Here is a 23,523-nt window from a genome sequence, read left to right as displayed (position 1 = left end):
ACCCGCCTCGTCCGACCCGCCCATTGCCCCGGCGGGCATCCCGGCCTAGCTCAACCGCGGCCCCAGAGCCTGCGCGGCGCCCGCCGCGATCGACTTGGATGGAGACCCCCCGATGCCCTTCGCTTTCAGCCGGCCCCTGCCGCTTGCCGGCCTTGCGCTGGCCGCCTCCACCGTGGCGGGCCATGCCCTGGAGGTGACGCGCTCGGCCGACATCGCCGCCCCCCCGGCCAAGGTCTGGCAGACGATCGGCGAGTTCTGCGGCATCGGCGACTGGCACCCGGCCATCGAGAAATGCGTCCTGTCCGACAAGGACGGCATGAAGGTCCGCACGCTCAGCCTGAAGGGCGGCGGTACCCTCAAGGAGGAGCAGGTCTCCCGCGACGACAAGGTGATGAGCTACACCTACACGATCCTGGAAGGCCCGCTGCCGGTCTCCGACTACAAGTCGACCCTGGCCGTGGCTCCTGAGGGCACGGGCTCCAAGGTGACCTGGAGCGGCACCTTCAACGCCAAAGGCGCCCCCGACACCGTGGCGGTCGACGCCATCCAGGGCATCTACGAATCCGGCCTGAAGGCGCTGTCCGACAAGACCAAGTAGGGCGCGCTCACGCGCCGGTGCAGGGCTCGACGCGCCCCCCTCTCCCGCACGAGCTTGGATGTTCACACATCGCTGCCGGATGAGGGCTAAGGCCGGACCTATGCGCGTTTCCCTCCCCCCTTTGCGGGGGAGGGTGGGCCGGCCGTCAGGCCGGGTCGGGCCGGGACGAAGTCCCGCAAGAGGGGAGCCCGGGCTCAGGACAGGGTGCGACTGCCGTGACGGGCGAAGTCCCGTTCTGCACCGTCGCTCCCCTCTCCCGACCCCCTTCGGGGGCCACCCTCCCCCGCAAAGGGGGGAGGGAGAGCCGTGGCGTCTCCCATGTCTTCTGCCGACCTCGATGTGTGGAACTGCAAGTCCGCGCCGGAGGAGAGACCCGCGCCCTTTGTGAGGGAGGTGCGTCTCTGTTCTGGATTGGGCACCTTACTGAGCCTCGGACGATCCGGAACACATGTGTGATCATCGCAGTGCGCAGGCATGCCGCCGGGGCGATTGACCCACTGCCAAGCTCGGCCCAAAACCCGGGCGGCGCAGCCCGTGCGCCGCAACAGGATGTTCGCCGTGCCCGCGTCCCGTCTCCCGATGCGCCTCAGTCTCGTCGTTCTCGCCGCCGCGGCGCTGGGCGCCTGCCAGCAACGCTCCGCGCCCAAGGTCTCCGAGCCCTCGCCCATCGTTCCGGCACCTCTGGCCCTGCCCACGGGCAGCGGCTGCGGTCCGGAGATCGCCCGCACCAAGGCCATCGTCGACAGCGACGTGGCGACCGGCAACCTCAACAAGCCGGTGGGCGACCGTTTCAACGCCGACCTCAGCCAGGCCGCCGGGGAATGCGCCGCCGGCAAGTCCGGCGAAGCGCTCCACCTCCTGGCCGCCGCCAAGAGCCGGTACGGGTATCGCTAGCGCATCATCCCGAAAGGTGCTGCCGGCGTCCGGAACACGGTGATGCCGGCCGCACTCTGAGCGCGGGGATTCGGCGGGGCTCCGCCCTGCCCGCGCACTGGGTCCCGGACTGTGTTAATCCGGGACTTAAACGATGAACAGTAAGTTCAGGCCTGCGCGGCGAAATCCGTCCTCGGCGATCTTCAGGTCGAGGCCGTAGGAGGCGATGTCATCGGCAACCGGGTCGAGTGCCGGCGCCCGGTGCTGGTGCAGGTGCTTGATGTAGCTGCGACAGGTCGTGCAGGTCTCGACCTGGACGTCCTTGGACACCTCGTCGAGCCCGTAATAGCTGATGCCCTCGCCGGAGCCGCAGGCGGTGCAGCGGATCCGGACGTGGTTCCACAGGGTGCTGCAGACCGAGCAGCTCAGGTACCGGGCCTTGTCGGCCGGGGTCCAGCTCACCACGACGCTCGCCACCGGTGCGCCGCCGCAGCACGGGCAGACGCCGTTGGCCACGGGCTTCAGGGCTGAGGCGTCGAGGCGCGACGCATCCTGGGCGAACCGGACCTGCAGGGCGGCGGCGACGAACACGCATTCGGCGATCCGCTCCATCGGGAGCGCGCCCTCGACGACCTGCACGGCCAAGTCGAGCCGGTCGGCCGGGGATGCCGCCAGCAGGCTCGCACGCGCTGCCTGGGACGCCTCCGGGGACACCGACAGGTCGAGCTGGTCCAGCAGGGCGATGAGGCAACCGTCGAAGCCCGCATCCACCTCAAGCCGGTGCCGCGACAGGGGCGGCATGCCATGCTCGGCGCGTAAAGCCGTGTCAGAGGCCAACGGCGCCTCGGCCGGCGGAACGCTCGCCTGGACCGATGCCTGCGCCCGGGCGACCTCGGCCACGAACCGGAGATAGGCTTCGAGGGGATGCCCGGGGGCGGCAGCCGTCAGGCGCGCGGCCCGATCGGCGAACAGCGTCTCCGGGTTCGGCAGCCGCACGAACGGGACCGAGCCTGAGATCCCGATTTTGTCGGGATCGGGCTTCAGCTCGCTGAAATCCCGCCGCCGGGGCTTCGCCTCAGCCGCGGCGGGCTTCGTCTCGGCCGGGACCGCGGGCTTCCGCCTGAAGAAATTGGCCACCCCTCAGGATCCGCGCTTGTCGACCGAGCCCCGGCGCGCCTTGGCGCCGGCGATCTGCCGGAACCACTTGCGGTGATGCCGATAGGCCCAGCCGCCCGTCACCGTGCCGCGCACCATCGCCCGGCTGGTCCCGCGCACCCAGATGCCGGCATAGATGTGGACCACGATGATCGCGATGGCGATCACGGCGGCCAGCGAGTGGGCGAGGAGCGCCCAGCGCTGGGTCTCGATGGTGGTCAGGCCGCCGAAATAGGTGTTCCAGATCACCAGGCCGGTGACGAACATCACCCCGATCAGCGCGGTCTGGCCCCAGAACACGCCCTTCTGGCCGGCATTGTACTTGCCGAGCTCCGGCAGGCGGTCCTCCCGGTTGGTGACCACGTCGCCGATCTTCATGGACCACGCGACATCGTCCTTGTTCGGGATGTTGAGCTTCCAGAAGCGCACGAACAGGAAGAAGAAGCTCACCGCCAGGGCGACGCCGAACCACGGATGGATCGCACGCGTCGCCTGCCCGCCGCCGAACAGGCCGGTCAGCGAGAACAGGTAGGGCGTGAACATCGCCAGCCCCGAGAGGGTCAGCAGGGTGAACAGGATCGCGGTGATCCAGTGGTTCACGCGTTGAACCCCGGTGTAGCGCGGGACGTACAGCACCTCCGGCGTCTCAGCCTTGGCGTGATGCAGGGGGCGGGAATCACCGTCCCGGATATCGTTCTGGCTCGTCATCGGCCTTCTCGCGCCTGACGGGGCCGGCTCCGCGACACGGATCGACCCGAAAACTTGATGTAGGGCGGCATGACCTCGACGGTCCCACCCTGTCGATTCCGGATCCGCGCGGCTCTCCCTCCCCCCACAGAGGGGGAGGGAGACCGTCGCGTCTAGTGCGGCCGTGCTTCGCCGCCGCCGGTTTCGCCGCGGCGCTTGGCCTCGTCGAACTCGACCGCCTCTTCCTCTTCCTCGGGCACGACCTCGTTCGGGCCGGCCGTCACGTAGTGGAAGAAGCCCGCGACCGCGGCAAAGCCCATTGCGGCGAGCCCGAACACCTTGGCGCCCCCCTTCCAGAAGGCGACGAGCGGCGAGATCTTCGGGTCGTTCGGCAAGCCGGCATAGAGGCTCGGCTGATCGGCATGGTGCAGGACGTACATGACGTGCGTGCCGCCGACGCCGGCCGGGTCGTAGAGACCGGCATGCTGGAAGCCGCGCGACTTCAGATCCTCGACGCGGGTCTCGGCCTGCTCGATCATCGCCTGCTTGGTGCCGAACATGATCGAGCCGGTCGGGCACGCCTTGGCGCAGGCCGGAGCCTGACCCACCGCGACCCGGTCCGAGCACAGGGTGCACTTGTACGCCTTGTGGTCGGTCTGGCTGATGCGCGGGATGTTGAACGGGCACCCCTTCACGCAATAGCCGCAGCCGATGCAGTTCTCCTCGATGAAGTCGACGATGCCGTTGGAGTACTGCACGATCGCGCCGGGGGACGGGCACGCCTTGAGGCAGCCCGGCTCGGTGCAATGCATGCAGCCGTCCTTGCGGATCAGCCATTCGAGGTTCTGGGTCTCCGGGTTCTCGTACTCGGTGAACCGCATGAGGGTCCACGACTTCGGGGTGAGGTCGTGGGGGTTGTCGTAGACACCGCGATTGATGCCGATGTCGTCGCGCAGGTCGTTCCACTCTTCGCAGGCCGACTGGCAGGCTTTGCAGCCGATGCACTTCGACACGTCGATGAGCTTGGCGACCTCCACCTGGCGGCGGATCTCCGGCGGCGTCTCCGTGGAGGCGGAGCGCTGGCGGATATCGAGGGAGCTGTAATCGGCCATGATCTCAGCTCCCCTCAGGCGACCGCGTCGGACGGCGGCGTGGTCGGCTCGATATTCACGAGCCAGGCCTTGAACTCCGGCGTCTCGGTGTTCGCGTCACCCACCACGGGCGTCAGCGAGTTCGGGTGCCATCCTTTCTTCGTCAGGCCCATGAAGCCCCAGTGCTGCGGGATGCCGACGACGTGGACGGGCTTGCCGTCGCAGATCAGCGGCTTGATCCGCTTCGTCACCACCGCCTTGGCCTTGAGCGAGCCGCGCTTCGACCAGACGCGGACCCAGCCGCCCTTGGTGATGCCCTTCTCCTTGGCCAACTCCTCCGAGATCTCCACGAAAGCCTCCGGCTGGAGGATCGCGTTGATCCGGGCGTGCTTGGTCCAGCCGTGGAAGTGCTCGGTCAGACGGTAGCTCGTCGCCGCGTAGGGGAACTCCGTCGCGTCGCCGAGATCGGCCAGGTCGTCCTTAAAGATGCGGGCCGCCGGGGCGCCCTTGATCTTCGGGAACGGGATGTTGGCCATCGGCGACTCGAACGGCTCGTAGTGCGTCGGGAACGGCCCGTCGCGCATGAGCCCCCGGGTCCACAGGCGGGCGACGCCCTCCTGGTTCAGGATGAACGGCCCGACGCCCTTATCGGGGGCGACGGTGACGCCGTAATCCGGCACGTCGAAGCCGATCCACTGCTTGCCGTTCCACTCGATGAGCTTCTTCTTCTCCGACCAGGGCTTGCCCTCCGGGTCGCAGGACGCCCGGTTGTAGAGCACGCGCCGGTTGGCCGGCCACGCGAAGGCCCAGTTCGGAGCGATGCCGCGGTCGCCGGGATCGTTGTTGTCCCGGCGGGCCATGGTGTTGCCCTTCTCGGTGTAGCAGCCCGAGTAGATCCAGCACGCGCACGCGGTGGTGCCGTCGTCCTTGAGCTGGGCGAAGCCGTCGACCTGCTTGCCCGCCGGGATGATCGTCCCGTTGAGGTCAGGCGTCGGCGCCACCGTGTAGCCGTTGAGCTCGCGGGCGAGCTCGGTGGGCGTCGGCGACTCGGCGATGGCGTAGTCCCATTTCAGGTTGAGGATCGCGTCCGGGAACGCGCCGCCATCCTTCTTGTAGGCCGCTTTCACGCGGAGGAAGATCTCCGACATGATCTCGATGTCCGAACGGCACTCGCCCGGCGCTTCCTGCGCCTGCCAGTGCCACTGCAGCCAGCGGCTGGAGTTCGACAGCGAGCCTTCCTCTTCCACGAAGAGGGTGGTCGGCAGCTCGAACACCTCGGTCTGGATCTTGGTCGGATCGACGTCGTTGTACTCGCCGTGATTCTCCCAGAACCGGGCGGTCTCCGTCTTGAGCGGATCCATCACCACGATGAACTTCATCTTGGAGAAGGCTTCCGTCATCTTGGCGCGGTTCGGGAACGACAGCAGGGGGTTGAAGCCCTGGATGATGTAGCCCGACATCTTGCCCTGCTTGGCGAGCTCGAACCCACGGAGCACGTCGTAGGTCGGCACGTCGAGCTTGGGCAGGTAATCGTAGGCCCAGTCGTTCTCCTTCGTCGCGTGATCGCCCCACATCATCTTCTGGAACGAGACGAAGAACTTGTTGTAGTTCTGCCAGTAGCTGGTCTGGCCCGGGCGCAGCGGCTTGAACTGCCGCTTGGCGATGTAGCTCGCGTAGTCCGGCTCCTTCTCCACGGGCAGGTTGAGATAGCCCGGGATGAGGTTGCTCATCAGCCCGAGATCGGTCAGCCCCTGGATGTTGGAGTGGCCGCGCAGGGCCTGCATGCCGCCGCCCAGCATGCCGATATTGCCCAGAAGCGTCTGGACGATGCACATCGAGCGGATGTTCTGCGAGCCCTTGGAGTGGTGCGTCCAGCCGAGCGCGTAGAGCGAGGCCATCGTCCGCTCCGGGGAGGACGTGGTCGCCATCAACTCGCAGACCTTCAGGAAGGTCTCCTTCGGCGAGCCGCAGATCCGCTCCACCATCTCCGGCGTGTAGATGGCGATGTGCTTCTTCAAGAGCTGCATGACGCAGCGCGGGTGCTGCATCGTCTCGTCGACCACGGCGTAGCCATCGGGACCGATCTCGTAGTCCCAGGTGGTCTTGTCGTAGTCGCGCTTGTCGGCGTCGTAGCCGGCGAACAGACCCTCGCTGAAATCGTAGCCCTCACGGACCACGTAGCCCGCGTTGGAATAGGCTGCGACGTAGCGGTGCTGCAGCTTGTCGTTGTCGATCAGGTACTTCGCGACACCCGACAGGAACGCGATATCGGTCCCCTGCCGGATCGGGCAGTACAGATCGGCCACCGACGCCGTGCGGGTGAAGCGCGGGTCGACGACGATGAGCTTGGCGTTGTTATGGGCCTTCGCCTCGACGACCCACTTGAATCCGCACGGATGCGCTTCGGCGGCATTGCCGCCCATCACGGTAATCACGTCCGCGTGCTTGATGTCCATCCAGAGGTTGGTCATCGCACCGCGTCCGAAGGAGGGCGCCAAACTGGCGACCGACGGACCGTGTCAAACCCTGGCCTGGTTATCGAAGACCAGGGCCCCCATGCTTCGGACTGTCTTGTAGGTCAGCCAGGCCGTCTCGTTGGTGGTGGCCGAGGCGCCGAGGAAGCCCGTCGTGGTCCAGCGGTTGACCGTGAGCTCTTCGTTCTTGGCCTTGAAGTTCTTGTCCCGATCCTCCTTGAGGAGCGTCGAGATCCGGTCGAGCGCGAAGTCCCAGGAGACGCGCTTGAACTCGGAGGTGCCGGGGGCGCGGTAGAGCGGGTACTTCGTGCGGGTCTCGGAATGCACGAAGTCGAGCAGCGCCGAGCCCTTCGGGCAGAGCGTGCCGCGGTTGACCGGGTGATCGGGATCGCCCTCGATATGCATCACCGAGGAGCGCGCGTTCTTCGAACGGTCGCCCAGGCTGTACAGGATGACGCCGCACGCGACCGAGCAGTACGGGCACGTGTTGCGGGTTTCGCGCATCTGCGCGAGCTTGAACGGCCGCACTGCGGCGGCCATGGCCGGCTGGAGGCCGCCGAAGCCGAGTGCGCCGAGCGAGCCGCCCGCGAGGCCGGCGCCGGCCCCTTTGAGCAGGCCACGCCTAGAGACCTGGACCGTCATCTCCGCTCCTTAAAGCGATCTGGTATAATTCCAGGGTGTCCCAAAAAAGCGTGCACGAGGCAAGTGCGATTGGGTGACACAGCATGCGGCTCTGTCTTGCGTGAGCCGGCACGTTCAACCGTGGATTATCGTCCTGCAGAACCAGATCTTTTTACGGAGCGGACTGTCAGACGGATTTACTTTCTGGGGGCAGCCGGGTTGCTGCCGGAGGGGCCGCCGGTGCGGTGGTCCAGGGGCGCCTGCGGCTCCGTCGCGGAGGATCCACCCGTATCCGCCTTGGGGACCGGCCGATTGGCATTCTCGCCGATCGAGTCGCCCCCCGGATTCGGCGCATCCTTGGCGGCCGATTGCTCCCGGGGAACCGGCGCCTGGCTCCAGCCGTCCTGGGCACTGCGGGACTTGTCGCCCATGGCGTCGACGCCTTTGATTTCGCCGGGCTTGGTCTGCGCCAGGCAGGGGCTCGCCGCCGCCACCGCCAGGAAGGCCATCAGGGTCAGGGAAATCGAGCGGGACAAGGGGCGGATCCGATCTGCGCGAGAGGTCATGCCGGGCAACGTGCCCCCGGGGCGGCCAGTTCCGGCACCTGGATCCAGCGGCCGTGACGGCTTCTTAACCAAGCTTTGCCACTTTGAGGGCGGGGACGTGCGGGGGAGTCGGGATCATGACGAAGACGCATCCGGACCGTCCGCCCGAGGCGACACCCGCGTCGACCGCCGCCCCACTCAGCCCGAGCGTGCGCCGCCATCTCGGCCAGAACCTGCGCGCAGCCTATGCCGACACCCTCGCGGCGCCGTTCAATCAGCGCCTCGAAGCGCTGGTCCAGCAGCTCGCCAAGCCCAAGCCGTAGACCGTGCGTCACGCGCGGCGGGCACTGAACGGCAGCGAACGAAATGTGCGCCAGCGCACATCAGTTCGTTCTTTCTATGAAACCCTACAGCGCGCAGACATTCTTCTCTCAGCGTTCCGCGCGGGAGAAGATCCATGCCTTCTCGCCTGACCAATCTTGAGGCGGCTTGTGTTCCCCGGAGATCCACCGATCCTACGACGTGCATACGGCTGCGCGATCCTGCGCCCAAGACTTGACTTCGTTCGATAAAACGAACGATCCAGGGTCAACTGGGTGCGCCCCTCGGCGGCGCGACCGTCGGCGGCTGGGAGAGCGGGCGTGATGAAGAACGGGTCGGTCAGGAACCGGGCCTTCGGGCTGTCGATGCTGGTCGGTGCCAGCCTGTTCAGCGGCCTCCTGCCGGCTGCCGCCGAGACCGCCCTGCTGAACGTCTCGTACGACCCGACCCGGGAGCTCTACCGCGACATCAACGCGGTGTTCGCCGAGGAATGGAAGGCCAAGACCGGCGAGGCGATCACGGTACGCGCCTCGCATGGCGGCTCGGGCGCCCAGGCGCGCACGGTGATCGACGGGGTCGATGCCGACGTGGTCACGCTGGGCATCCCGTCGGACATCGACGCCATCGCCAAGCTCACGCACAAGATTCCCGACGATTGGCGGACCAAGCTTCCCAACGAGGCCACCCCCTACACCTCGACGGTGGTCTTCCTGGTCCGAAAGGGCAATCCGAAGGGCGTGAAGGACTGGGCCGACCTGACCAAGCCCGACGTGAAGGTGATCACCCCGAACCCCAAGACCTCGGCTGGCGGCCGCTGGAACTTTCTGGCGGCCTGGGGCTACGCCTACGGCCAGGACAAGGACGCCGCCAAGGCCGACGCCTTCGTGGGGCAGATCTACAAGAACGTGCCGGTGCTCGACACCGGCGCCCGCGGCTCCACCGTCACCTTCGCCCAGCGCGGGCTGGGCGACGTGCTCCCGACCTGGGAGAACGAGGCCTATCTGGTGCTGCAGGAATTCGGCGCCGACAAGTTCGACATCGTGTCGCCGCCGACCTCGATCTACGCCGAGCCGCCGGTGGCCCTCGTGGCCGTCAACGCCGAGCGCAAGGGCACCACCAAGGCCGCCCAGGCCTATCTCGACTTCCTCTACAGCGACCGCGCTCAGGCGATCTTCGCCAAGCACCATTACCGCCCGATCCGCCGTGAGGCGGCGGCCCCGGCCGACCTGGCCCAGCTCCCCGAGATCAAGCTGTTCAAGATCGAGGACATGCAGGGCTCCTGGGACGAGATCCAGAAGCGGAACTTCGACGCCGGCGGCCTGTTCGACCGGTTGAGCCGGGCCGGCCGCTGAGGCGGGAATCATGGTCGAGACGCCGCGTCGCAAACGCACCTTCCGCCGTCCGAGCGTGATCCCGGGCTTCGGGCTCAGCTTCGGCTACACGCTGACCTGCCTCGGGCTCGTCGTGCTGCTGCCGCTCGCCGGGCTTGTCGCCAAGGCGTCCGGCCTCGGGATCTCGGGGATCTGGTACGTCGCCACCGATCCGCGGGTTTCCAGCGCCCTGCGGTTGAGCTTCGGCGTGTCGGCGGTCGCGGCGCTCACCGCCTCGGTCTTCGGCTTCCTGGTCGCCTGGGTTCTGACCCGCTACCGCTTCCCGGGCCGCAAGCTCGTGGATGCGGCCGTGGATCTGCCCTTCGCGCTGCCGACCGCGGTGGCCGGCATCGCGCTGGCCTCGCTCTATGCGCCGGACGGTCTGCTCGGCGCGCCGCTCGCCCGGCTCGGTATCCAGGCGGCCTACACGCCGGTGGGGATCTTCATCGCCATGGTGTTCATCGGGCTGCCCTTCGCGGTGCGGACCGTGCAGCCGCTGATCGCCGAGATCGACAAGGAGATCGAGGAGGCCTCCGCCACCCTCGGGGCCAACCGGTTCGCCACCCTGACCCGGGTGGTGCTGCCGCCGCTGATCCCGGCGGTGCTGACCGGCTTCGCCATGGCCTTCGCCCGGGGGGTCGGCGAATACGGCTCGATCATCTTCATCGCCGGCAACCTGCCCTACGTGTCGGAGATCGCGCCGCTCCTGATCGTGATCAAGCTGTCCGAGTTCGACTACGGCGGCGCGGCCGCGATCGCCACGATCATGCTGGGCATCTCGTTCCTGACCCTGCTCGCCATCAACTTGATCCAGGCCTGGAGCCGGAGGCGCTTCGGCTATGTCTGAGATCTTCTCCCCGACCCTTCCGCCCACCGCGCACGCGGAGCCGGTCGCCTCGGAGGGCACCGGAACCCGAATCGTGCTGATCGGGATCGCGATCACGTTCCTGGCGCTGTTCCTGGTCCTGCCGCTGATCGCGGTCTTCACCCAGGCCTTCTCCAAGGGGATCGAGGCGTTCCTGGCCGCGTTCCGGGAGCCGGATGCCTGGAGCGCGATCCGCCTGACGCTGACGGTGGCGGCGATCGCGGTGCCGTTCAACGTGGTGTTCGGCCTGACGGCCTCCTGGGCGATCGCCAAGTTCGAGTTCCCCGGCAAGTCGCTGCTGATCACCCTCATCGACCTGCCGTTCTCGGTCTCGCCGGTGGTTTCGGGTCTGATCTATGTGCTGCTGTTCGGCTCGCAGGGCCTGTTCGGCTCCTGGCTGCTGGACCACGGGATCCAGGTTCTGTTCGCCCTGCCAGGGATCGTGCTGGCGACCGTGTTCGTGACCTTCCCGTTCGTCGCCCGCGAGCTGATCCCGCTCATGCAGGAGCAGGGCTCCGCGGAGGAGGAGGCCGCCCTGACGCTCGGCGCCTCGGGCCTGCACGCGTTCCGCACGGTGACGCTGCCGAACATCCGCTGGGGCCTGCTCTACAGCGTGCTCCTCTGCAATGCCCGGGCGATGGGCGAATTCGGGGCGGTGTCGGTGGTGTCCGGCCACATCCGCGGCCTGACCAACACCATCCCACTCCACGTGGAGATCCTCTATAATGAGTACAACTTCGTCGCCGCCTTCGCCGTCGCTACGCTCCTCGCTGTCCTTGCCCTCCTCACCCTCATCCTCAAATCCATCCTCGAATGGCGCTTCGCGGGCGAGCTCGCGGCCGGCCGGGCTCACTGATCGTCCCTCGACGGCGATCCGGGTCGAGGACATCTCGAAGACCTTCGACACGGCCGCGGTGCTGCACGACCTGTCGCTCGACGTGCGGGCGGGGGAGCTGCTCGGCCTGCTCGGCCCCTCGGGCTCGGGCAAGACGACGCTGCTGCGGATCATCGCCGGGCTCGACGCGCCGGACCGGGGCCGGATCCTGTTCGGCAACGACGACGCCACGGGGTTGGCCGTGCAGGAGCGGGCCGTGGGCTTCGTGTTCCAGCACTACGCCCTGTTCAAGCACATGAGCGTGGCCGACAACATCGCTTACGGGCTGAACGCGCGGCGCCGGGCCGATCGCCCGGCCAAGGCCGAGATCAAGCGTCGGGTCGGCGACCTGCTCGACCTGATCCGCCTCTCGGGCTTCGGCGACCGCTACCCGTCGCAGCTCTCCGGCGGCCAGCGCCAGCGGGTGGCGCTGGCCCGGGCGCTCGCCGTCGAGCCCCGCGTCTTGCTCTTGGACGAGCCGTTCGGCGCCCTGGACGCCCAGGTCCGCAAGGACCTGCGCCGCTGGCTGCGCGAGATCCACGACCGCACCGGCCAGACCACGATCTTCGTCACTCACGACCAGGACGAGGCTTTGGAGCTGTCGGACCGGGTCGCGGTGCTCGACCGCGGCCGCCTGGAGCAGGTCGGCACCCCGGACGAGGTCCAGGAGCACCCGGCCTCCGCAACCGTGATGAAGTTCCTGGGCGACCACGTCGAGGTGGAAGCGCTGGCCGAGGGCGGCCGGGTGCTGGTGCGGGGCCGGGAGACGCCGGTGGCGGCGCCGGCCGGGATCATCGGCCCGGTCAAGCTCTACGTCCGCCCCTGGCAATTGCAGCTCGCCGAGCCCGAGGCGGCGCATCTCTCCGGCACCGTGCGCAGCTCCTACCGCACCCAGGGCCGCCAGCGGATCGAGGTGGTGGATACCGAGGGACGCGTGCTGGCGGTTGAGGATTTCGACGGCGTCCGCCATCCGGCCGGCCACCCGGTCGGCCTGCGGATCAACGGGGGGCATGTGTTCGGGTGAACCTCGTCAGACACCGCACATCCGCCTAGGCTCCTACGCATGACGACGCCAAATCGCACCGCCCGTCCCGACGTCCTCGCCGCGATCGGCGATACGCCGCTGATCCGGCTGCGCCGCGCCTCCGAGGCGACCGGCTGCGAGATCTTCGGGAAGGCCGAGTTCCTCAATCCGGGCCTGTCGGTGAAGGACCGGGCGGCGCTCGCCATCGTGCAGGATGCCGAGGCGAGGGGCCTGATCCGGCCGGGCGGCACCATCGTGGAGGGTACCGCCGGCAATACCGGCATCGGCCTCGCCCTGGTCGCCTCCGTGCGCGGCTACCGGACGCTGATCGTCATCCCGGTCACCCAGTCCGAGGAGAAGAAGCAGACCCTGCGGCTCGCCGGCGCCCGCCTCGTCGAGGTGCCGGCGGTGCCGTTCGCCAACCCGAACAACTACGTCCACGTCGCCCGGCGGCTGGCCGAGAAGCTCGCCGCCACGGAAGCCAACGGGGCGTTCTTCGCCGACCAGTTCGACAACGTGGCCAACCGGCAGGCGCATGTGGACGGCACCGGCCCGGAGATCTGGGACCAGACCGATGGCCGGGTCGACGGCTTCGTCTGCGCCGCCGGGACCGGCGGGACGCTGGCCGGCACCGCGGCGGCGGTGCGGGCCCGGAACCCGGGCGTGCGCATCGCGCTCGCCGACCCGGAGGGCTCCGCCCTCTACGCGCATTACACGACCGGCACCCTGAAGGCGGAGGGCTCCTCGATCACCGAGGGGATCGGGCAGGGCCGCATCACCCGGAACCTCGACGGCTTCACCCCGGACCACGCCTTCCGGATCCCCGACCGGGAGGCCCTCGACATCGTCTTCGGGCTGATGCGGGAAGAAGGCCTATCGCTCGGCGGCTCGTCCGGCATCAACGTCGCCGGGGCGATCCGGCTGGCGCGGGAACTCGGCCCCGGCCACACGGTGGTGACGATCCTGTGCGACGGGGCGGCGCGCTATGCCTCGAAGCTGTTCAACCCGGCCTTCCTGACCGAACGGAACCTGCCGGTGCCGGGCTGGCTCGAGGCGCCGCAGGATGTGTTGCCGGATTGGCACGCTTGAGAACTACAGCCTCATCCAGACAATATCCTCACAAAAGCGTGGCCCTGCGTTGAACGGAACGGATTGTCGCAGCGTTTGAACGGTCACGCTCGCAACAGCGCGACCGTCCGGAGAGCCCGTTCTATGTCCCTCGTTACCATTCTCCTCATCATCCTGATCATCCTGGCCTTCGGCGGCGGCGGCTTCCTGGGCGGCGGCGCCTATCGCGGCCCCGGCTTCGGCCTCGGCGGCATCCTGCTGATCGTGCTGATCGTCCTGCTGGTCACCGGCCGGCTCTAAGCCCCGCACACCCTCTCGGACGCAGGGCCCGCCGGACCGGATCTCGGTCCGGCGGGATCGTCCACGACCAACCGCGGCGGCCGAGCCTACCGGCAGGCGATCGCGACGAGCGCGGGGGCCAGAGCGCCGGGCCCGCCATCCGGACGCGGCTTCGCCTCGGCGATGCCCTGGCCGGCCAGGAAGGCCGCGACGGCCTTCGCCGGCACCAGGGCCAGGCGCCCGGGCGGCACGATGCCGGCGACCCGGCGCGGCGCCGCCGGATAGCGGGCGACGAGCCCGACGAGACGGCCCGACCGATCGAGCACCGGCGCCCCGGCCCCGCCCGGCTGCAGCGGTACGATCACGCCGCCCGTGACGGCCGTCGCCGGTGCCGCCTGAACCCTGTCCGCTCCAGGGGCAAGGGCGATCAAGGTCTCTTCGGCCGCGAGCGGATCCGGCCGCACCACCACCCGGGCCGGAGCCGGGGCGCCCGACGCCTCGAGCAGCGCGAGGCCGGACGGATCGGTGGCGAGCACCCGGACGGGCGTCTGCCCGATGCGCGGCGCGGCGCAGCCTTCCAGGACAGCGGATGCGGTGAGCACGCGCCCCGGCGCGACCACGAGCCCGGTTCCCGCCCCCTCGGCAGGTTCAGCGGGTCCCCTCAGGGGCAGTGGGGCAGCCGTCGCGGATGGGACGCCCGCAGCGCGCGCGGTGGGCGCCGCCGCGACCGCCGCCGGAAACGGCTCGAAGGCGTTGGCCACCGCGATCACCATTCGGCCGACCTCCGGCGCCAGGGCGCGGTCGTAGCCGATCAGGAAGCCGCGCACGCCCTGCGACCCGGCATCGTAGCGGATGTAGGACAGGCCGGGTCCGGTCTCGGCGGTGACCACCAGGGAATCCGGACGCCGCAGCCTGTAGGTCACCTTGCGGTTGGGACGCGGCGCCGTGGCCTCGTCGAACAGGTGGTCCAGGGTTTCGGTCCCGGGCGGGAAGGCCCGGGTCTCGAGGGTCATGCGCCCGTCCGCGCTCTGCCAGCGGGTGCCGGCTTGCAGGGCAGAGCGCTTCGACAGCAGCCGCTCGGGCACGCCCATCACCGCGCCGCTGGCGGGATCGGTTGCGATCCGGAAGCGCGCCGCGGCCTTGGCCGCATGGCCCGCCGCGAGCAATGCGGCCCGTTCGCGCGGATCGAGGGGATCGGGTCCGCCGGCCCGGGTCCGGTAGGCCGTCAGCGCGTCGTAGGTCCGGCGCCCGAACGCCCCCGAAACCACGGCGTTGAAATCGCCGGTCCAGACCAGCGCGTCCTGGATCGCCTTGCGCTCCGCCTCGGGCAGCGCCTCGAAGGCGGCCCTGGCCGCCTCGAAGGCCGGGTCGGGCGCGGCGGGCCGGGCAGGGGACGCGGCTTTCAGGGCGGGCCGGATCGGGGCCGGATGGTCCTGGGCGAGTCCCGGCGCCGTCAGGCAGCCCAGCAGGAGGGCGGCTGTCAGGAGCGGGGCCGTCCGCCGGTCCCGCGACGCCATCGACCGACCCGATCCGTGCCCCGCCTCACGCGAATCCATCGCCGCCCCCGACGCTCGACGCGGCAACCTTGGCAGAGGGCTCCGCAGCGCGCCAGATCGAAGATGTCAGCCCCCATGCGGGGCGGAAATCGACCTGACCACGCGCCACGGTCCCGTGCACGTGGCCGCGCGATGCGCTAGAGGGCAGGAGTCCGGCCTCGCGGGCCGGCCCGGACTCCGAATCGGGACTCGACTCGGACCTCCAGCCGGCCGCGCGCCGCCGCCATGGTCCGACGTGGAGCCCGGCATGAGCGAGACCAACAACACCTTCAAGAAAGCGCCCAAGCGCAAGCCGACCAAGGGCAAGAGCGTCAGCGTCTCCCCCGAGATGCGGCAGGCCTATGCCGACCTGATCCAGGAACGCGCCGAGAAGCAGGAAGCCTACGGGCGGCACCTCCCGCAGGAGGAGTCCAAGCGCCGGTGAGAGGCCGGGCTTCCGAAGGGCTCAGCCCTTTGGCGGGGTATCGGGGCAGAGCCCCGATGGCATCGCGCTTCGCTCGACCCAGGGCTCCGCCCTGGACCCGCAAAAGGTCCCGGACCTTTTGAAACCCTGACGACCCTAGCGCTTGCGCACGAACTCGGTGCGCAGGACGAGCCCCTTGATGGTGTCGTGGCGGCAATCGATCTCTTCGGGATCGTCCGTGAGGCGGATGGACCGGATGACGGTGCCCTGCTTCAGGGTCTGGTTCGCGCCCTTGACCTTCAGGTCCTTGATCAGCGTGACCGAGTCGCCGTCGGCCAGGACGTTGCCGGCCGAATCGCGCACCTCCGCCGGTCCGGGCGCCGCCGCAGCACTCGCCTGACCGGGCGGGAGCCACTCACCCGTCGCCTCGTCGTACACGTAAGAATCGTCGTCGCCGGCCAAGTCCAGAACCCCCAGTACCGGGGCCGGGCCGCGCCCGACACCCCGCTCGTCCGCACGCCTCACGCCGAATCGGTCATCGACCCGGCTCGGGTGCTGGAACGCGCGCGGCCGTTCTCGCTCCCGGCCGGGCCGGGGACAAGGGGTGCGACGACGATCGGGATGTGGGCCGGCTGCCCGGCCCCCGCTCGGATGCGGAGGCCGGGGGCGGCGTCAGCGCTTGAGCGGGCCGGCCTCGATCACGTCCTCCACCGTGCGCAGGCCGGCACGGGGGGAGTTGACCAGACAGGCCATGTTGCCGGGCGGGTGCTGGTTCTTCCACATCTTGGTGTGGGCCTGGGGGATCTTGTCCCAGGGGAACACCTCGCTCATGCACGGGTCGACCCGACGGTCCATCACGAACTGGTTGGCCGCCGAGGCCTGCTTGAGATGGGCGAAGTGCGAGCCCTGGATCCGCTTCTGGCGCATCCAGACGTAGCGGGCATCGAAGGTGATGTTGAAGCCGGTGGTGCCGGCGCAGAACACCACCATGCCGCCGCGCTTCACCACCAGCGCCGAGACCGGGAAGGTCGCCTCACCCGGATGCTCGAACACGATGTCGACATCCTGCTTGCCGGTGATGTCCCAGATCGCCTTGCCGAACTTCCGGGCTTCCTTCGTCCAGGCATGGAACTCGGGCGAGTTCACCGTGGGCAGCTGCCCCCAGCAGTTGAAGTCCTTGCGGTTGATGACGCCCTTGGCCCCGAGGCTCATCACGTAGTCGCGCTTCGAATCGTCCGAGATCACGGCGATCGCATTGGCGCCCGAGGCCGCGCAGAGCTGCACGCCGAACACGCCCAGGCCCCCGGAGGCGCCCCAGATCAGCACGTTCTGGCCCGGCCGGACCGTGTGCGGCGCGTGGCCGAACAGCATGCGGTAGGCGGTGGCGAGGGTCAGCGTGTAGCAGGCCGCCTCCTCCCAGGTGAGGTGCTTGGGCCGGTGCATCAGCTGGCGCGACTGGACCCGGCAGTACTGTGCGAACGAGCCGTCCCCGGTCTCGTAGCCCCAGATGCGCTGGGTCGGCGAGAACATCGGGTCGCCGCCGTTGCACTCCTCGTCGTCGCCGTCGTCCTGGTTGCAGTGGACGATGACCTCGTCGCCGACCTTCCAGCGCTTCACCTTGGCGCCGACCTTCCAGACGATGCCCGACGCGTCCGAGCCGGCGATGTGGTATTCGCCCTTGTGCACGTCGAAGGGCGAGATCGGCTCGCCCAGCCCGGCCCAGACGCCGTTGTAGTTCACGCCCGCGGCCATGACGTAGACCAGCACCTCGTCGTCGCCGATCTCCCAGACCGGCAGCACTTCGAGCTGGTGCGACTGCTCCGGGGGCCCGTGGCGCTCGCGCCGGATCGCCCAGGCGTACATCTTGGCCGGCACGTGACCCAGCGGCGGGATCTCGCCCATCTCGTAGAGGTCCTTGACCTCGCCGCCCGCCGGACTGACCGCAGCGCTCGCCGCCATCTCGCTCTCCTCTCGTCCCGCGTGGTTCTCAAAGGCCGCGGTTCTCATCCGCGCTATAGCGGCGATATCCGAAGCGTCCAAGTGGGCCGAAAGTCGAAACCCAAGGGTTTCAGATGTGAAAAAGGCGCAGGCTCAAGGCCGGCACCTGCGTATTCAAATTCGCCTTTCCGGCAGACCAAGTATTATTCGGCGGCGGCCTGCCGGGTGTCGATCCCGAGACCTTTCAGGATGCAGCGCCGACCATTCCGGTCGACGTTATACCACGAGACGGCGGGGTCCGGCTGGGTGCGATGACGATCGGGGCTTTCATCGACCGGCGTCTGTTCGGGTGCGCCGCAAGCCGCTTTGGAGTATCGCGGTCGCATCGATAGCCCGCGCGGGGATGCGCTGCGCCATGCTCAACCTCACGGCCACCGTCGGGCGTCCGGCCACGACCGCTCTGCTCCGGGTCGCGCTCGCCTGCGGGCTCGCGGCGGCCCTGCCCGTGACTGTCTCGGCACAGGACCCGTCCAAGCCCTGGGCGGTCAGCGGCAAACTCCTCGGCGAGCCCGACCCAAAACATCCCGCCAAGGCCGGGCGGAGCGACAAGGCCAAGGACGTGAGCGGGATCGCCTGCGCCACCGAGACCGGCTTTCCGCGGATCTGCCTCGTGGCCGACGACGAGTCCCAGGGCGCGCAGGTGGCGATCCTCCGGGACGGCAGCCTCGTCGCCGGACGCTTCATCCGGCTGATCGACGCCACCCAAAAGGGCAAGCCGCTGGAGCTCGACGCCGAGGGCGTGGCCTACGCGGACGGGGCCTTCTACGTCGTCGGCTCGCACGGCCGCCCCCGGCGCGAGCACGGTCAGGGTGCCGAGGGCGACGCGCGGGCCGAAGCGACCCGGCACCTGTTCCGGATCCGCCTCGATCCCAAGGCCGTGGACCCGGAGACCGGCCAGCTCCGCGCCGAGCCCGAGATCACCGGTACGGCAGCGCTGGCGCGGATCATCGCCGACATCCCGGCGCTGGCCCCCTTCCACGACAGGGCCCTGGAGGAGGGCGGCGTCACCGTCGAGGGCGTCGCGGTGCGCGGCGGCCGGCTCCATGTCGGTCTGCGCGGTCCGGTGCTCGCAGATGGCAGCGCCGCGATCGTGTCGGTTCCCCTCGCCGGCCTGTTCGACGGCAAGCCCGGCGCCGCCAGCCCCGGCACGGTGGCGCTCGGCCCCGATAGTCACGGGCAGAAGCGGGGCGTGCGCGACCTGGTGGCCGTGCCGGACGGCTTCCTGATCCTGGCGGGGCCGATGCTCGACCCGGAGGACGGGGCGGTCGCGGCCGGCGACTACACGGTGTTCGCGTGGGACGGCACGGGCGCGCCGCGCAAGCGCCGCGATCTGGCCGGCTACCCGAGGAAGGAGAAGCCGGAGGCGCTGCTGCCTCTCGACGAGAATGCGGACGGGCAGCGGGTGCTGGTATTCTTCGACGGCCCGAAGGAAGGCGCCCCGCGCGCGGTCGTGCTGCCGCGCTGATCGGCCGTCGCCTTCAAATCCGGCTGTCGGCCCGCACAACTTTTTTAAAGTCTTTCCGGGCCCTCCTGGGCCGTCTTGCACTTCTGTCGCGGATGACGCGCCCAACGGCCTTCGCTACGGTGCGGCCAAGACTGCGCCCCGAGCGCGGATAGTGAAGAAGACCACACGGAGGCCAGGATGGGCGTGCGCGTCGCGGAGACCACGGGCGACAAGACGCCCCGCGATAAACCCTGGATCATCCGCACCTATGCGGGCCATTCCAACGCCGCGGAGTCCAACGCCCTCTACCGGGGCAACCTTGCCAAGGGCCAGACCGGCCTGTCGGTGGCCTTCGACCTACCGACCCAGACCGGCTACGACCCCGATCACGAGCTGGCACGCGGCGAGGTCGGCAAGGTCGGCGTCTCGATCGCGCATCTCGGCGACATGCGGACCCTGTTCCAGGACATCCCGCTCGCCCAGATGAACACTTCGATGACCATCAACGCCACGGCCCCGTGGCTGCTGGCGCTCTACCTGGCGGTGGCCGAGGAGCAGGGCGCACCCTTCGAGGCCCTCCAGGGCACGACCCAGAACGACATCATCAAGGAATACCTGTCGCGCGGGACCTACGTGTTCCCGCCCGCGCCCTCGCTCCGGCTCACCAAGGACGTGATCCTGTTCACGACCCAGAACGTGCCGAAATGGAACCCGATGAATGTCTGCTCCTACCACCTGCAGGAGGCGGGGGCGACGCCGGTCCAGGAGCTGTCCTACGCGCTGGCCATCGCCATCGCGGTGCTCGACACCGTGCGCGACGACCCCGAATTCGACGAGAAGAGCTTCTCCGACGTGTTCGGGCGGATCTCGTTCTTCGTGAATGCCGGGCTGCGGTTCGTCACGGAGATCTGCAAGATGCGGGCCTTCGCCGAGCTCTGGGACGAGATCGCCCAGGAGCGCTACGGCATCGACGACCCGAAGAAGCGCATCTTTCGGTATGGCGTGCAGGTCAATTCGCTCGGCCTGACGGAACAGCAGCCCGAGAACAACGTCCACCGCATCCTGATCGAGATGCTGGCCGTCACGCTCTCCAAGCGCGCCCGCGCCCGGGCGGTGCAGCTGCCGGCCTGGAACGAGGCGCTCGGCCTGCCGCGGCCCTGGGACCAGCAATGGTCGATGCGCATGCAGCAGATCCTGGCTTTCGAGACCGATCTTCTGGAATACGACGACATCTTCGACGGCTCGAAGGTCATCGAGGCCAAGGTCGAGGCTCTGAAGGCCGAGACCCGGGCCGAGCTGGAGCGGATCGGCGGCATCGGCGGCGCGGTCGCCGCGGTGGAGACCGGCGCCCTCAAGCGCGCCCTGGTGGAGTCGAACGCCAAGCGGATCTCGGCGATCGAGGCCGGCGAGCAGATCGTGGTCGGCGTCAACAAGTGGCAGCAGGGCGAGCCCTCGCCGCTCACCGCCGGGGAGGGGGCGATCTTCTCCGTGTCCGAGACGGTGGAGATGGAGGCGCAGGGGCGCATCCGGGACTGGCGCAGCAAGCGCGACGACCAAGCGGTCGGCCAGGCGCTCGAGGCCCTCGAGCAGGCGGCGCGCTCGGGCGCCAACATCATGCCGGTCTCGATCGCGGCCGCGAAGGCCGGCGTCACCACCGGCGAGTGGGGCGAGCGCCTGCGGCAGGTGTTCGGCGAGTACCGGGCCCCCACCGGGGTCAGCCTCGAAACCGTCTCCTCCGGGGCGGCCGAGGAGGCCAAGCTCCTAATCGCCGATCTCGGCGAGCGGCTCGGCGAGACCCCGCGGCTCGTGGTCGGCAAGCCGGGCCTCGACGGCCACTCGAACGGCGCCGAGCAGATCGCGCTGCGCGCCCGGGATGTCGGCTTCGACGTCACCTATGACGGCATCCGCCAGACGCCGGCGGAGATCGTCGCCAAGGCGAAGGAGACCGGCGCCCACGTGGTCGGCCTGTCGATCCTGTCGGGCAGCCACGTGCCGCTGGTCCGCGAGGTCCGCGCCCAGATGCGCGAGGCGGGGCTCGACCACATCCCCGTGGTGGTCGGCGGCATCATTTCCCCTGAGGACGAGCTGGTCCTCAAGAACATGGGCGTGCGCGCGGTCTACACACCCAAGGACTACGCCATCGACGCGATCATGATCGGCCTCGCCAAGGTCGTGGAGAAGAGCCTGGACCGGCAGGGCAGCCCGCCGGAGCCGGCGCGGGAGGGTGCGCAGGTCTACTGAGGCAGCGCAGGCCGGGATCCGGGCGTGCGCGGCTTCCCGATCGCGCCGCGGATCGCGTAGGACGGCGCCATGCCGTCCGCCCTCGCAACGATCCTCCTCCTCGCCGTCCTGCTCACCGCCGCCCTGTCGGCCGGGCTGATCCTGCGGCTGCGCCCGGCCCTGCAGCGCTACGCCCTGGCCCGGCCGAATGCCCGGTCGAGCCACACGGTGCCGACGCCCCAGGGCGGCGGGATCGCCGTGGTGACGGCGCTCGTGACCATATCCGGCCTCCTGATCGCGGCACCCGAGATCGGCGGCCGACCGGATTGGGTGCGGCTCGCGAGCGGCACCCTGGTGCTCGCGCTGCTCGGCGCCGTGGACGATCTGCGCCCGCTGCCGGCCGCCCTGCGGCTCGCCGTGGCGGTGGGCGTCGTCGGCGTGCTGGTCTGGCAGCTCGACGGCCGGCTGCTGCCCGGGGCGCCCCTCTGGCTCGAGCGCGGGCTCGCGCTGCTGGCGGGGGTCTGGTTCGTCAACCTGACGAACTTCATGGACGGGCTCGACTGGCTGACGGTGGCCGAGATCGTCCCGGTCTCCGGGGCGCTTTTGGGGCTCGGGCTCGCGGGATACCTGCCGCCGCTGCCCGCCCTGGTGGCTTCCTGCCTGCTCGGGGCGATGCTGGGCTTCGCGCCGTTCAACCGGCCGGTGGCGAACCTCTTCCTCGGGGATGTCGGCTCGCTGCCGATCGGGCTCGTCACCGCCTGGCTGCTGTGCCAGCTGGCCCTGGCGGGCGGACTTGCCGCCGCCCTGCTGCTGCCGCTCGTCTACCTCGCCGATGCCAGCCTGACGCTGGCCGCCCGGGCCGCCCGGGGCGAGCGGGTCTGGGAGGCGCATCGCGGCCATTACTACCAGCGCGCCACCGATAACGGCCTGACCGTCTCGGGCGTCGTGGCGCGGGTGTTCGCGGTCAACCTCGTGCTGGCCGGGCTCGCCGCCGCGACCTTGTTTTGGCCGTCCTGGCCGGTCACGCTCGGGGCGCTCGCGGCCGGGCTCGCCCTGGTCGCCGCCCTGCTCCGCCGCTTCGCCCGCGCGCCCGCCGAAGGGGTTGCCCACTCGTGACCGGATTGATCGCGCTCACCGGGGCCACCGGGTTCATCGGCCGCCATCTGCTCGCCGACCTCACCGCCCGCGGCTACAAGGTCCGGGTCCTGCTGCGCCGGCCGACGTCCCTGCCGGACGGCGCCGCGAGCGCGGTGGTGGGCGACCTGACCCGTCCGATCAACATGGCGGCGGCGCTCAGCGGCGTCGACGCCGTGGTGCACTCGGCGGGTCTCGCCCACGCCATGTAGGGGGCGCCCGAGGACGATTACCGCACCCTCAACACCGAGGCGACGCGCAAGCTCGCCGAGGCGGCCGCCCGCGCGCGGGTGCGCCGGTTCGTGTTCCTGTCCTCGATCCGCGCGCAGGTCGGGGCCAGCGCGCCGGGCGCGGTCGGGGAGGGCGATGAGCCCCGGCCCACCGACGCCTACGGCCGCTCCAAGCTGGAGGCCGAGCGGGCGCTGGCCGAGACCGGCCTCGACTGGGTCGCGCTCCGCCCGGTGCTGGTCTACGGCGCGGGCGTGAAGGGCAACATGGCCGCGCTGCTGCGGCTCGCCCGCAGCCCTTATCCCCTCCCGCTGGGCGGCCTCGCGGCGCGGCGGTCGCTGATCTCCCTGGAGAGCCTGTCGGGGGCCGTGGACGCGGTCCTGCGGGCGCCGGACCCGATCCGCACCGCCCTGATCGCCGCCGATCCGGATCCGCTCAGCCTCGCCGAGATGCTCACGGCGCTGCGCGCCGGCCTCGGCCGCAAGCCCGGGCTGGTCCCGGTGCCGGTCGGCCTCCTCGGGCTCACCTGCCGGCTGACTGGCCGCGAGGCGCTGTTCGCCCGGGTGGCCGAGGGCCTGGAAGCTCGCGCCGACGGCCTCGCGGCGCTCGGATGGCGCCCGGCCGCGCCGACACGGGACGGGCTGGCCCGGCTGGCGCGAGAGGGCGACTGAGTGCCGCGCCGACGCACCCGGACC

Annotated in this window: 21 protein-coding genes and 1 pseudogene; 14 read left to right on the top strand and 8 right to left on the bottom strand. The window is 69.6% G+C overall.

Annotated elements, in window-relative coordinates; genetic code table 11:
• Nucleotides 1–112 precede the first annotated feature (112 nt).
• Nucleotides 113–598, top strand: a complete 486-nt coding sequence (locus AO398_RS03505) for an SRPBCC family protein (RefSeq protein WP_058190656.1) — start codon at nucleotides 113–115, stop codon at nucleotides 596–598.
• Between the two features lie 549 nt (nucleotides 599–1,147).
• Nucleotides 1,148–1,492 (top strand): hypothetical protein, encoded by a 345-nt coding sequence (locus AO398_RS03500; protein ID WP_058190655.1) that lies wholly within the window; start codon nucleotides 1,148–1,150, stop codon nucleotides 1,490–1,492.
• A gap of 126 nt (nucleotides 1,493–1,618) precedes the next feature.
• On the opposite strand, the gene fdhE is transcribed toward AO398_RS03500, so the two are convergent.
• The 5 genes from fdhE to AO398_RS03470 form a co-directional block, all read right to left on the bottom strand.
• A complete protein-coding gene (gene fdhE / locus AO398_RS03495) occupies nucleotides 1,619–2,608 on the bottom strand; it encodes a formate dehydrogenase accessory protein FdhE (RefSeq protein WP_058190654.1) in 990 nt (329 codons plus the stop codon).
• Between the two features lie 3 nt (nucleotides 2,609–2,611).
• Complete coding sequence (locus tag AO398_RS03490) at nucleotides 2,612–3,334, bottom strand: formate dehydrogenase subunit gamma (RefSeq protein WP_082643112.1); 723 nt, start codon at nucleotides 3,332–3,334, stop codon at nucleotides 2,612–2,614.
• 152 nt (nucleotides 3,335–3,486) lie between these two features.
• Nucleotides 3,487–4,425, bottom strand: coding sequence for a formate dehydrogenase subunit beta (fdxH, locus tag AO398_RS03485; RefSeq protein WP_058190653.1), 939 nt, complete (start codon nucleotides 4,423–4,425; stop codon nucleotides 3,487–3,489).
• Between the two features lie 14 nt (nucleotides 4,426–4,439).
• Nucleotides 4,440–7,520, bottom strand: coding sequence for a formate dehydrogenase-N subunit alpha (gene fdnG / locus AO398_RS03480; protein WP_152997393.1), 3,081 nt, complete (start codon nucleotides 7,518–7,520; stop codon nucleotides 4,440–4,442).
• A gap of 176 nt (nucleotides 7,521–7,696) precedes the next feature.
• The gene (locus tag AO398_RS03470) at nucleotides 7,697–8,035 is read right to left on the bottom strand and encodes a hypothetical protein (protein WP_058190650.1); all 339 of its coding nucleotides are present in this window, start codon (nucleotides 8,033–8,035) and stop codon (nucleotides 7,697–7,699) included.
• Nucleotides 8,036–8,181: 146 nt separating this feature from the next.
• Between AO398_RS03470 and AO398_RS03465 the strand changes: the two genes are divergently transcribed.
• The 7 genes from AO398_RS03465 to AO398_RS28055 all read left to right on the top strand — a co-directional run bounded on the left by AO398_RS03465 (nucleotide 8,182) and on the right by AO398_RS28055 (nucleotide 13,866).
• Nucleotides 8,182–8,367 carry a hypothetical protein gene (locus tag AO398_RS03465; protein ID WP_058190649.1) on the top strand — a complete coding sequence of 62 codons (186 nt, stop codon included), beginning with the start codon at nucleotides 8,182–8,184 and terminating at the stop codon, nucleotides 8,365–8,367.
• Between the two features lie 363 nt (nucleotides 8,368–8,730).
• Nucleotides 8,731–9,717 (top strand): sulfate ABC transporter substrate-binding protein, encoded by a 987-nt coding sequence (locus AO398_RS03460; RefSeq protein ID WP_244498657.1) that lies wholly within the window; start codon nucleotides 8,731–8,733, stop codon nucleotides 9,715–9,717.
• Between the two features lie 10 nt (nucleotides 9,718–9,727).
• Nucleotides 9,728–10,582, top strand: coding sequence for a sulfate ABC transporter permease subunit CysT (gene cysT / locus AO398_RS03455; protein ID WP_058190647.1), 855 nt, complete (start codon nucleotides 9,728–9,730; stop codon nucleotides 10,580–10,582).
• Nucleotides 10,575–11,456: a sulfate ABC transporter permease subunit CysW gene (cysW, locus tag AO398_RS03450; protein WP_058190646.1), complete on the top strand. Its 882-nt coding sequence runs from the start codon at nucleotides 10,575–10,577 to the stop codon at nucleotides 11,454–11,456. Before cysT ends, cysW begins: the two co-directional genes overlap by 8 nt.
• Nucleotides 11,457–11,472: 16 nt before the next feature.
• Entirely contained in the window at nucleotides 11,473–12,498 is a 1,026-nt protein-coding gene (gene cysA, locus AO398_RS03445; RefSeq protein ID WP_082643116.1) for a sulfate ABC transporter ATP-binding protein, read from the top strand.
• 39 nt (nucleotides 12,499–12,537) lie between these two features.
• Entirely contained in the window at nucleotides 12,538–13,587 is a 1,050-nt protein-coding gene (locus AO398_RS03440) for a cysteine synthase A (protein WP_058190644.1), read from the top strand.
• Nucleotides 13,588–13,710: 123 nt separating this feature from the next.
• Nucleotides 13,711–13,866 (top strand): hypothetical protein, encoded by a 156-nt coding sequence (locus tag AO398_RS28055; RefSeq protein ID WP_007563230.1) that lies wholly within the window; start codon nucleotides 13,711–13,713, stop codon nucleotides 13,864–13,866.
• An 86-nt stretch (nucleotides 13,867–13,952) separates the two neighbouring features.
• Here AO398_RS28055 and AO398_RS03435 read toward each other — a convergent pair whose 3' ends face one another.
• Nucleotides 13,953–15,362 carry a serine protease gene (locus AO398_RS03435; protein ID WP_244498653.1) on the bottom strand — a complete coding sequence of 470 codons (1,410 nt, stop codon included), beginning with the start codon at nucleotides 15,360–15,362 and terminating at the stop codon, nucleotides 13,953–13,955.
• Nucleotides 15,363–15,648: 286 nt separating this feature from the next.
• Between AO398_RS03435 and AO398_RS28945 the strand changes: the two genes are divergently transcribed.
• The gene (locus tag AO398_RS28945) at nucleotides 15,649–15,825 is read left to right on the top strand and encodes a hypothetical protein (protein ID WP_201025704.1); all 177 of its coding nucleotides are present in this window, start codon (nucleotides 15,649–15,651) and stop codon (nucleotides 15,823–15,825) included.
• A 135-nt stretch (nucleotides 15,826–15,960) separates the two neighbouring features.
• Here AO398_RS28945 and AO398_RS03430 read toward each other — a convergent pair whose 3' ends face one another.
• The gene (locus AO398_RS03430; protein WP_058190724.1) at nucleotides 15,961–16,266 is read right to left on the bottom strand and encodes an alkylphosphonate utilization protein; all 306 of its coding nucleotides are present in this window, start codon (nucleotides 16,264–16,266) and stop codon (nucleotides 15,961–15,963) included.
• A gap of 210 nt (nucleotides 16,267–16,476) precedes the next feature.
• Complete coding sequence (gene ccrA, locus AO398_RS03425; protein ID WP_058190642.1) at nucleotides 16,477–17,763, bottom strand: crotonyl-CoA carboxylase/reductase; 1,287 nt, start codon at nucleotides 17,761–17,763, stop codon at nucleotides 16,477–16,479.
• A 394-nt stretch (nucleotides 17,764–18,157) separates the two neighbouring features.
• Here ccrA and AO398_RS03420 point away from each other — a divergent pair, with 394 nt between their 5' ends.
• The 4 genes and pseudogenes from AO398_RS03420 (at nucleotide 18,158) to AO398_RS03405 (ending at nucleotide 23,499) form a co-directional block, all read left to right on the top strand.
• Nucleotides 18,158–19,267, top strand: a complete 1,110-nt coding sequence (locus AO398_RS03420) for a DUF3616 domain-containing protein (RefSeq protein ID WP_160329303.1) — start codon at nucleotides 18,158–18,160, stop codon at nucleotides 19,265–19,267.
• A 177-nt stretch (nucleotides 19,268–19,444) separates the two neighbouring features.
• Nucleotides 19,445–21,487, top strand: coding sequence for a protein meaA (locus AO398_RS03415; RefSeq protein WP_058190640.1), 2,043 nt, complete (start codon nucleotides 19,445–19,447; stop codon nucleotides 21,485–21,487).
• Between the two features lie 69 nt (nucleotides 21,488–21,556).
• Nucleotides 21,557–22,582 carry a glycosyl transferase gene (locus AO398_RS03410; RefSeq protein ID WP_058190639.1) on the top strand — a complete coding sequence of 342 codons (1,026 nt, stop codon included), beginning with the start codon at nucleotides 21,557–21,559 and terminating at the stop codon, nucleotides 22,580–22,582.
• Nucleotides 22,579–23,499: pseudogene (locus tag AO398_RS03405) on the top strand (NAD-dependent epimerase/dehydratase family protein). The gene AO398_RS03410 and the pseudogene AO398_RS03405 overlap by 4 nt, the downstream one beginning before the upstream one ends.
• Nucleotides 23,500–23,523 lie beyond the last annotated feature (24 nt).

This window comes from Methylobacterium sp. GXS13 (assembly GCF_001455965.1).
Classification (GTDB): domain Bacteria; phylum Pseudomonadota; class Alphaproteobacteria; order Rhizobiales; family Beijerinckiaceae; genus Methylobacterium.
The sequence above is the reverse complement of the archived record's forward strand: the minus strand, read 5'-3'. Positions and strand labels throughout refer to the sequence as shown.

Coding starts and splice junctions, on each gene's coding strand:
- AO398_RS03505 (WP_058190656.1), top strand. CDS start 113: ATGCCCTTCGCTTTCAGCCGGCCCCTGCCGCTTGCCGGCCTTGCGCTG.
- AO398_RS03500 (WP_058190655.1), top strand. CDS start 1,148: ATGTTCGCCGTGCCCGCGTCCCGTCTCCCGATGCGCCTCAGTCTCGTC.
- AO398_RS03490 (WP_082643112.1), bottom strand. CDS start 3,334: ATGACGAGCCAGAACGATATCCGGGACGGTGATTCCCGCCCCCTGCAT.
- fdxH (WP_058190653.1), bottom strand. CDS start 4,425: ATGGCCGATTACAGCTCCCTCGATATCCGCCAGCGCTCCGCCTCCACG.
- AO398_RS03465 (WP_058190649.1), top strand. CDS start 8,182: ATGACGAAGACGCATCCGGACCGTCCGCCCGAGGCGACACCCGCGTCG.
- AO398_RS03460 (WP_244498657.1), top strand. CDS start 8,731: ATGCTGGTCGGTGCCAGCCTGTTCAGCGGCCTCCTGCCGGCTGCCGCC.
- cysT (WP_058190647.1), top strand. CDS start 9,728: ATGGTCGAGACGCCGCGTCGCAAACGCACCTTCCGCCGTCCGAGCGTG.
- cysW (WP_058190646.1), top strand. CDS start 10,575: ATGTCTGAGATCTTCTCCCCGACCCTTCCGCCCACCGCGCACGCGGAG.
- AO398_RS03440 (WP_058190644.1), top strand. CDS start 12,538: ATGACGACGCCAAATCGCACCGCCCGTCCCGACGTCCTCGCCGCGATC.
- AO398_RS28055 (WP_007563230.1), top strand. CDS start 13,711: ATGTCCCTCGTTACCATTCTCCTCATCATCCTGATCATCCTGGCCTTC.
- AO398_RS03435 (WP_244498653.1), bottom strand. CDS start 15,362: ATGGCGTCGCGGGACCGGCGGACGGCCCCGCTCCTGACAGCCGCCCTC.
- AO398_RS28945 (WP_201025704.1), top strand. CDS start 15,649: ATGAGCGAGACCAACAACACCTTCAAGAAAGCGCCCAAGCGCAAGCCG.
- ccrA (WP_058190642.1), bottom strand. CDS start 17,763: ATGGCGGCGAGCGCTGCGGTCAGTCCGGCGGGCGGCGAGGTCAAGGAC.
- AO398_RS03420 (WP_160329303.1), top strand. CDS start 18,158: ATGCTCAACCTCACGGCCACCGTCGGGCGTCCGGCCACGACCGCTCTG.
- AO398_RS03415 (WP_058190640.1), top strand. CDS start 19,445: ATGGGCGTGCGCGTCGCGGAGACCACGGGCGACAAGACGCCCCGCGAT.
- AO398_RS03410 (WP_058190639.1), top strand. CDS start 21,557: ATGCCGTCCGCCCTCGCAACGATCCTCCTCCTCGCCGTCCTGCTCACC.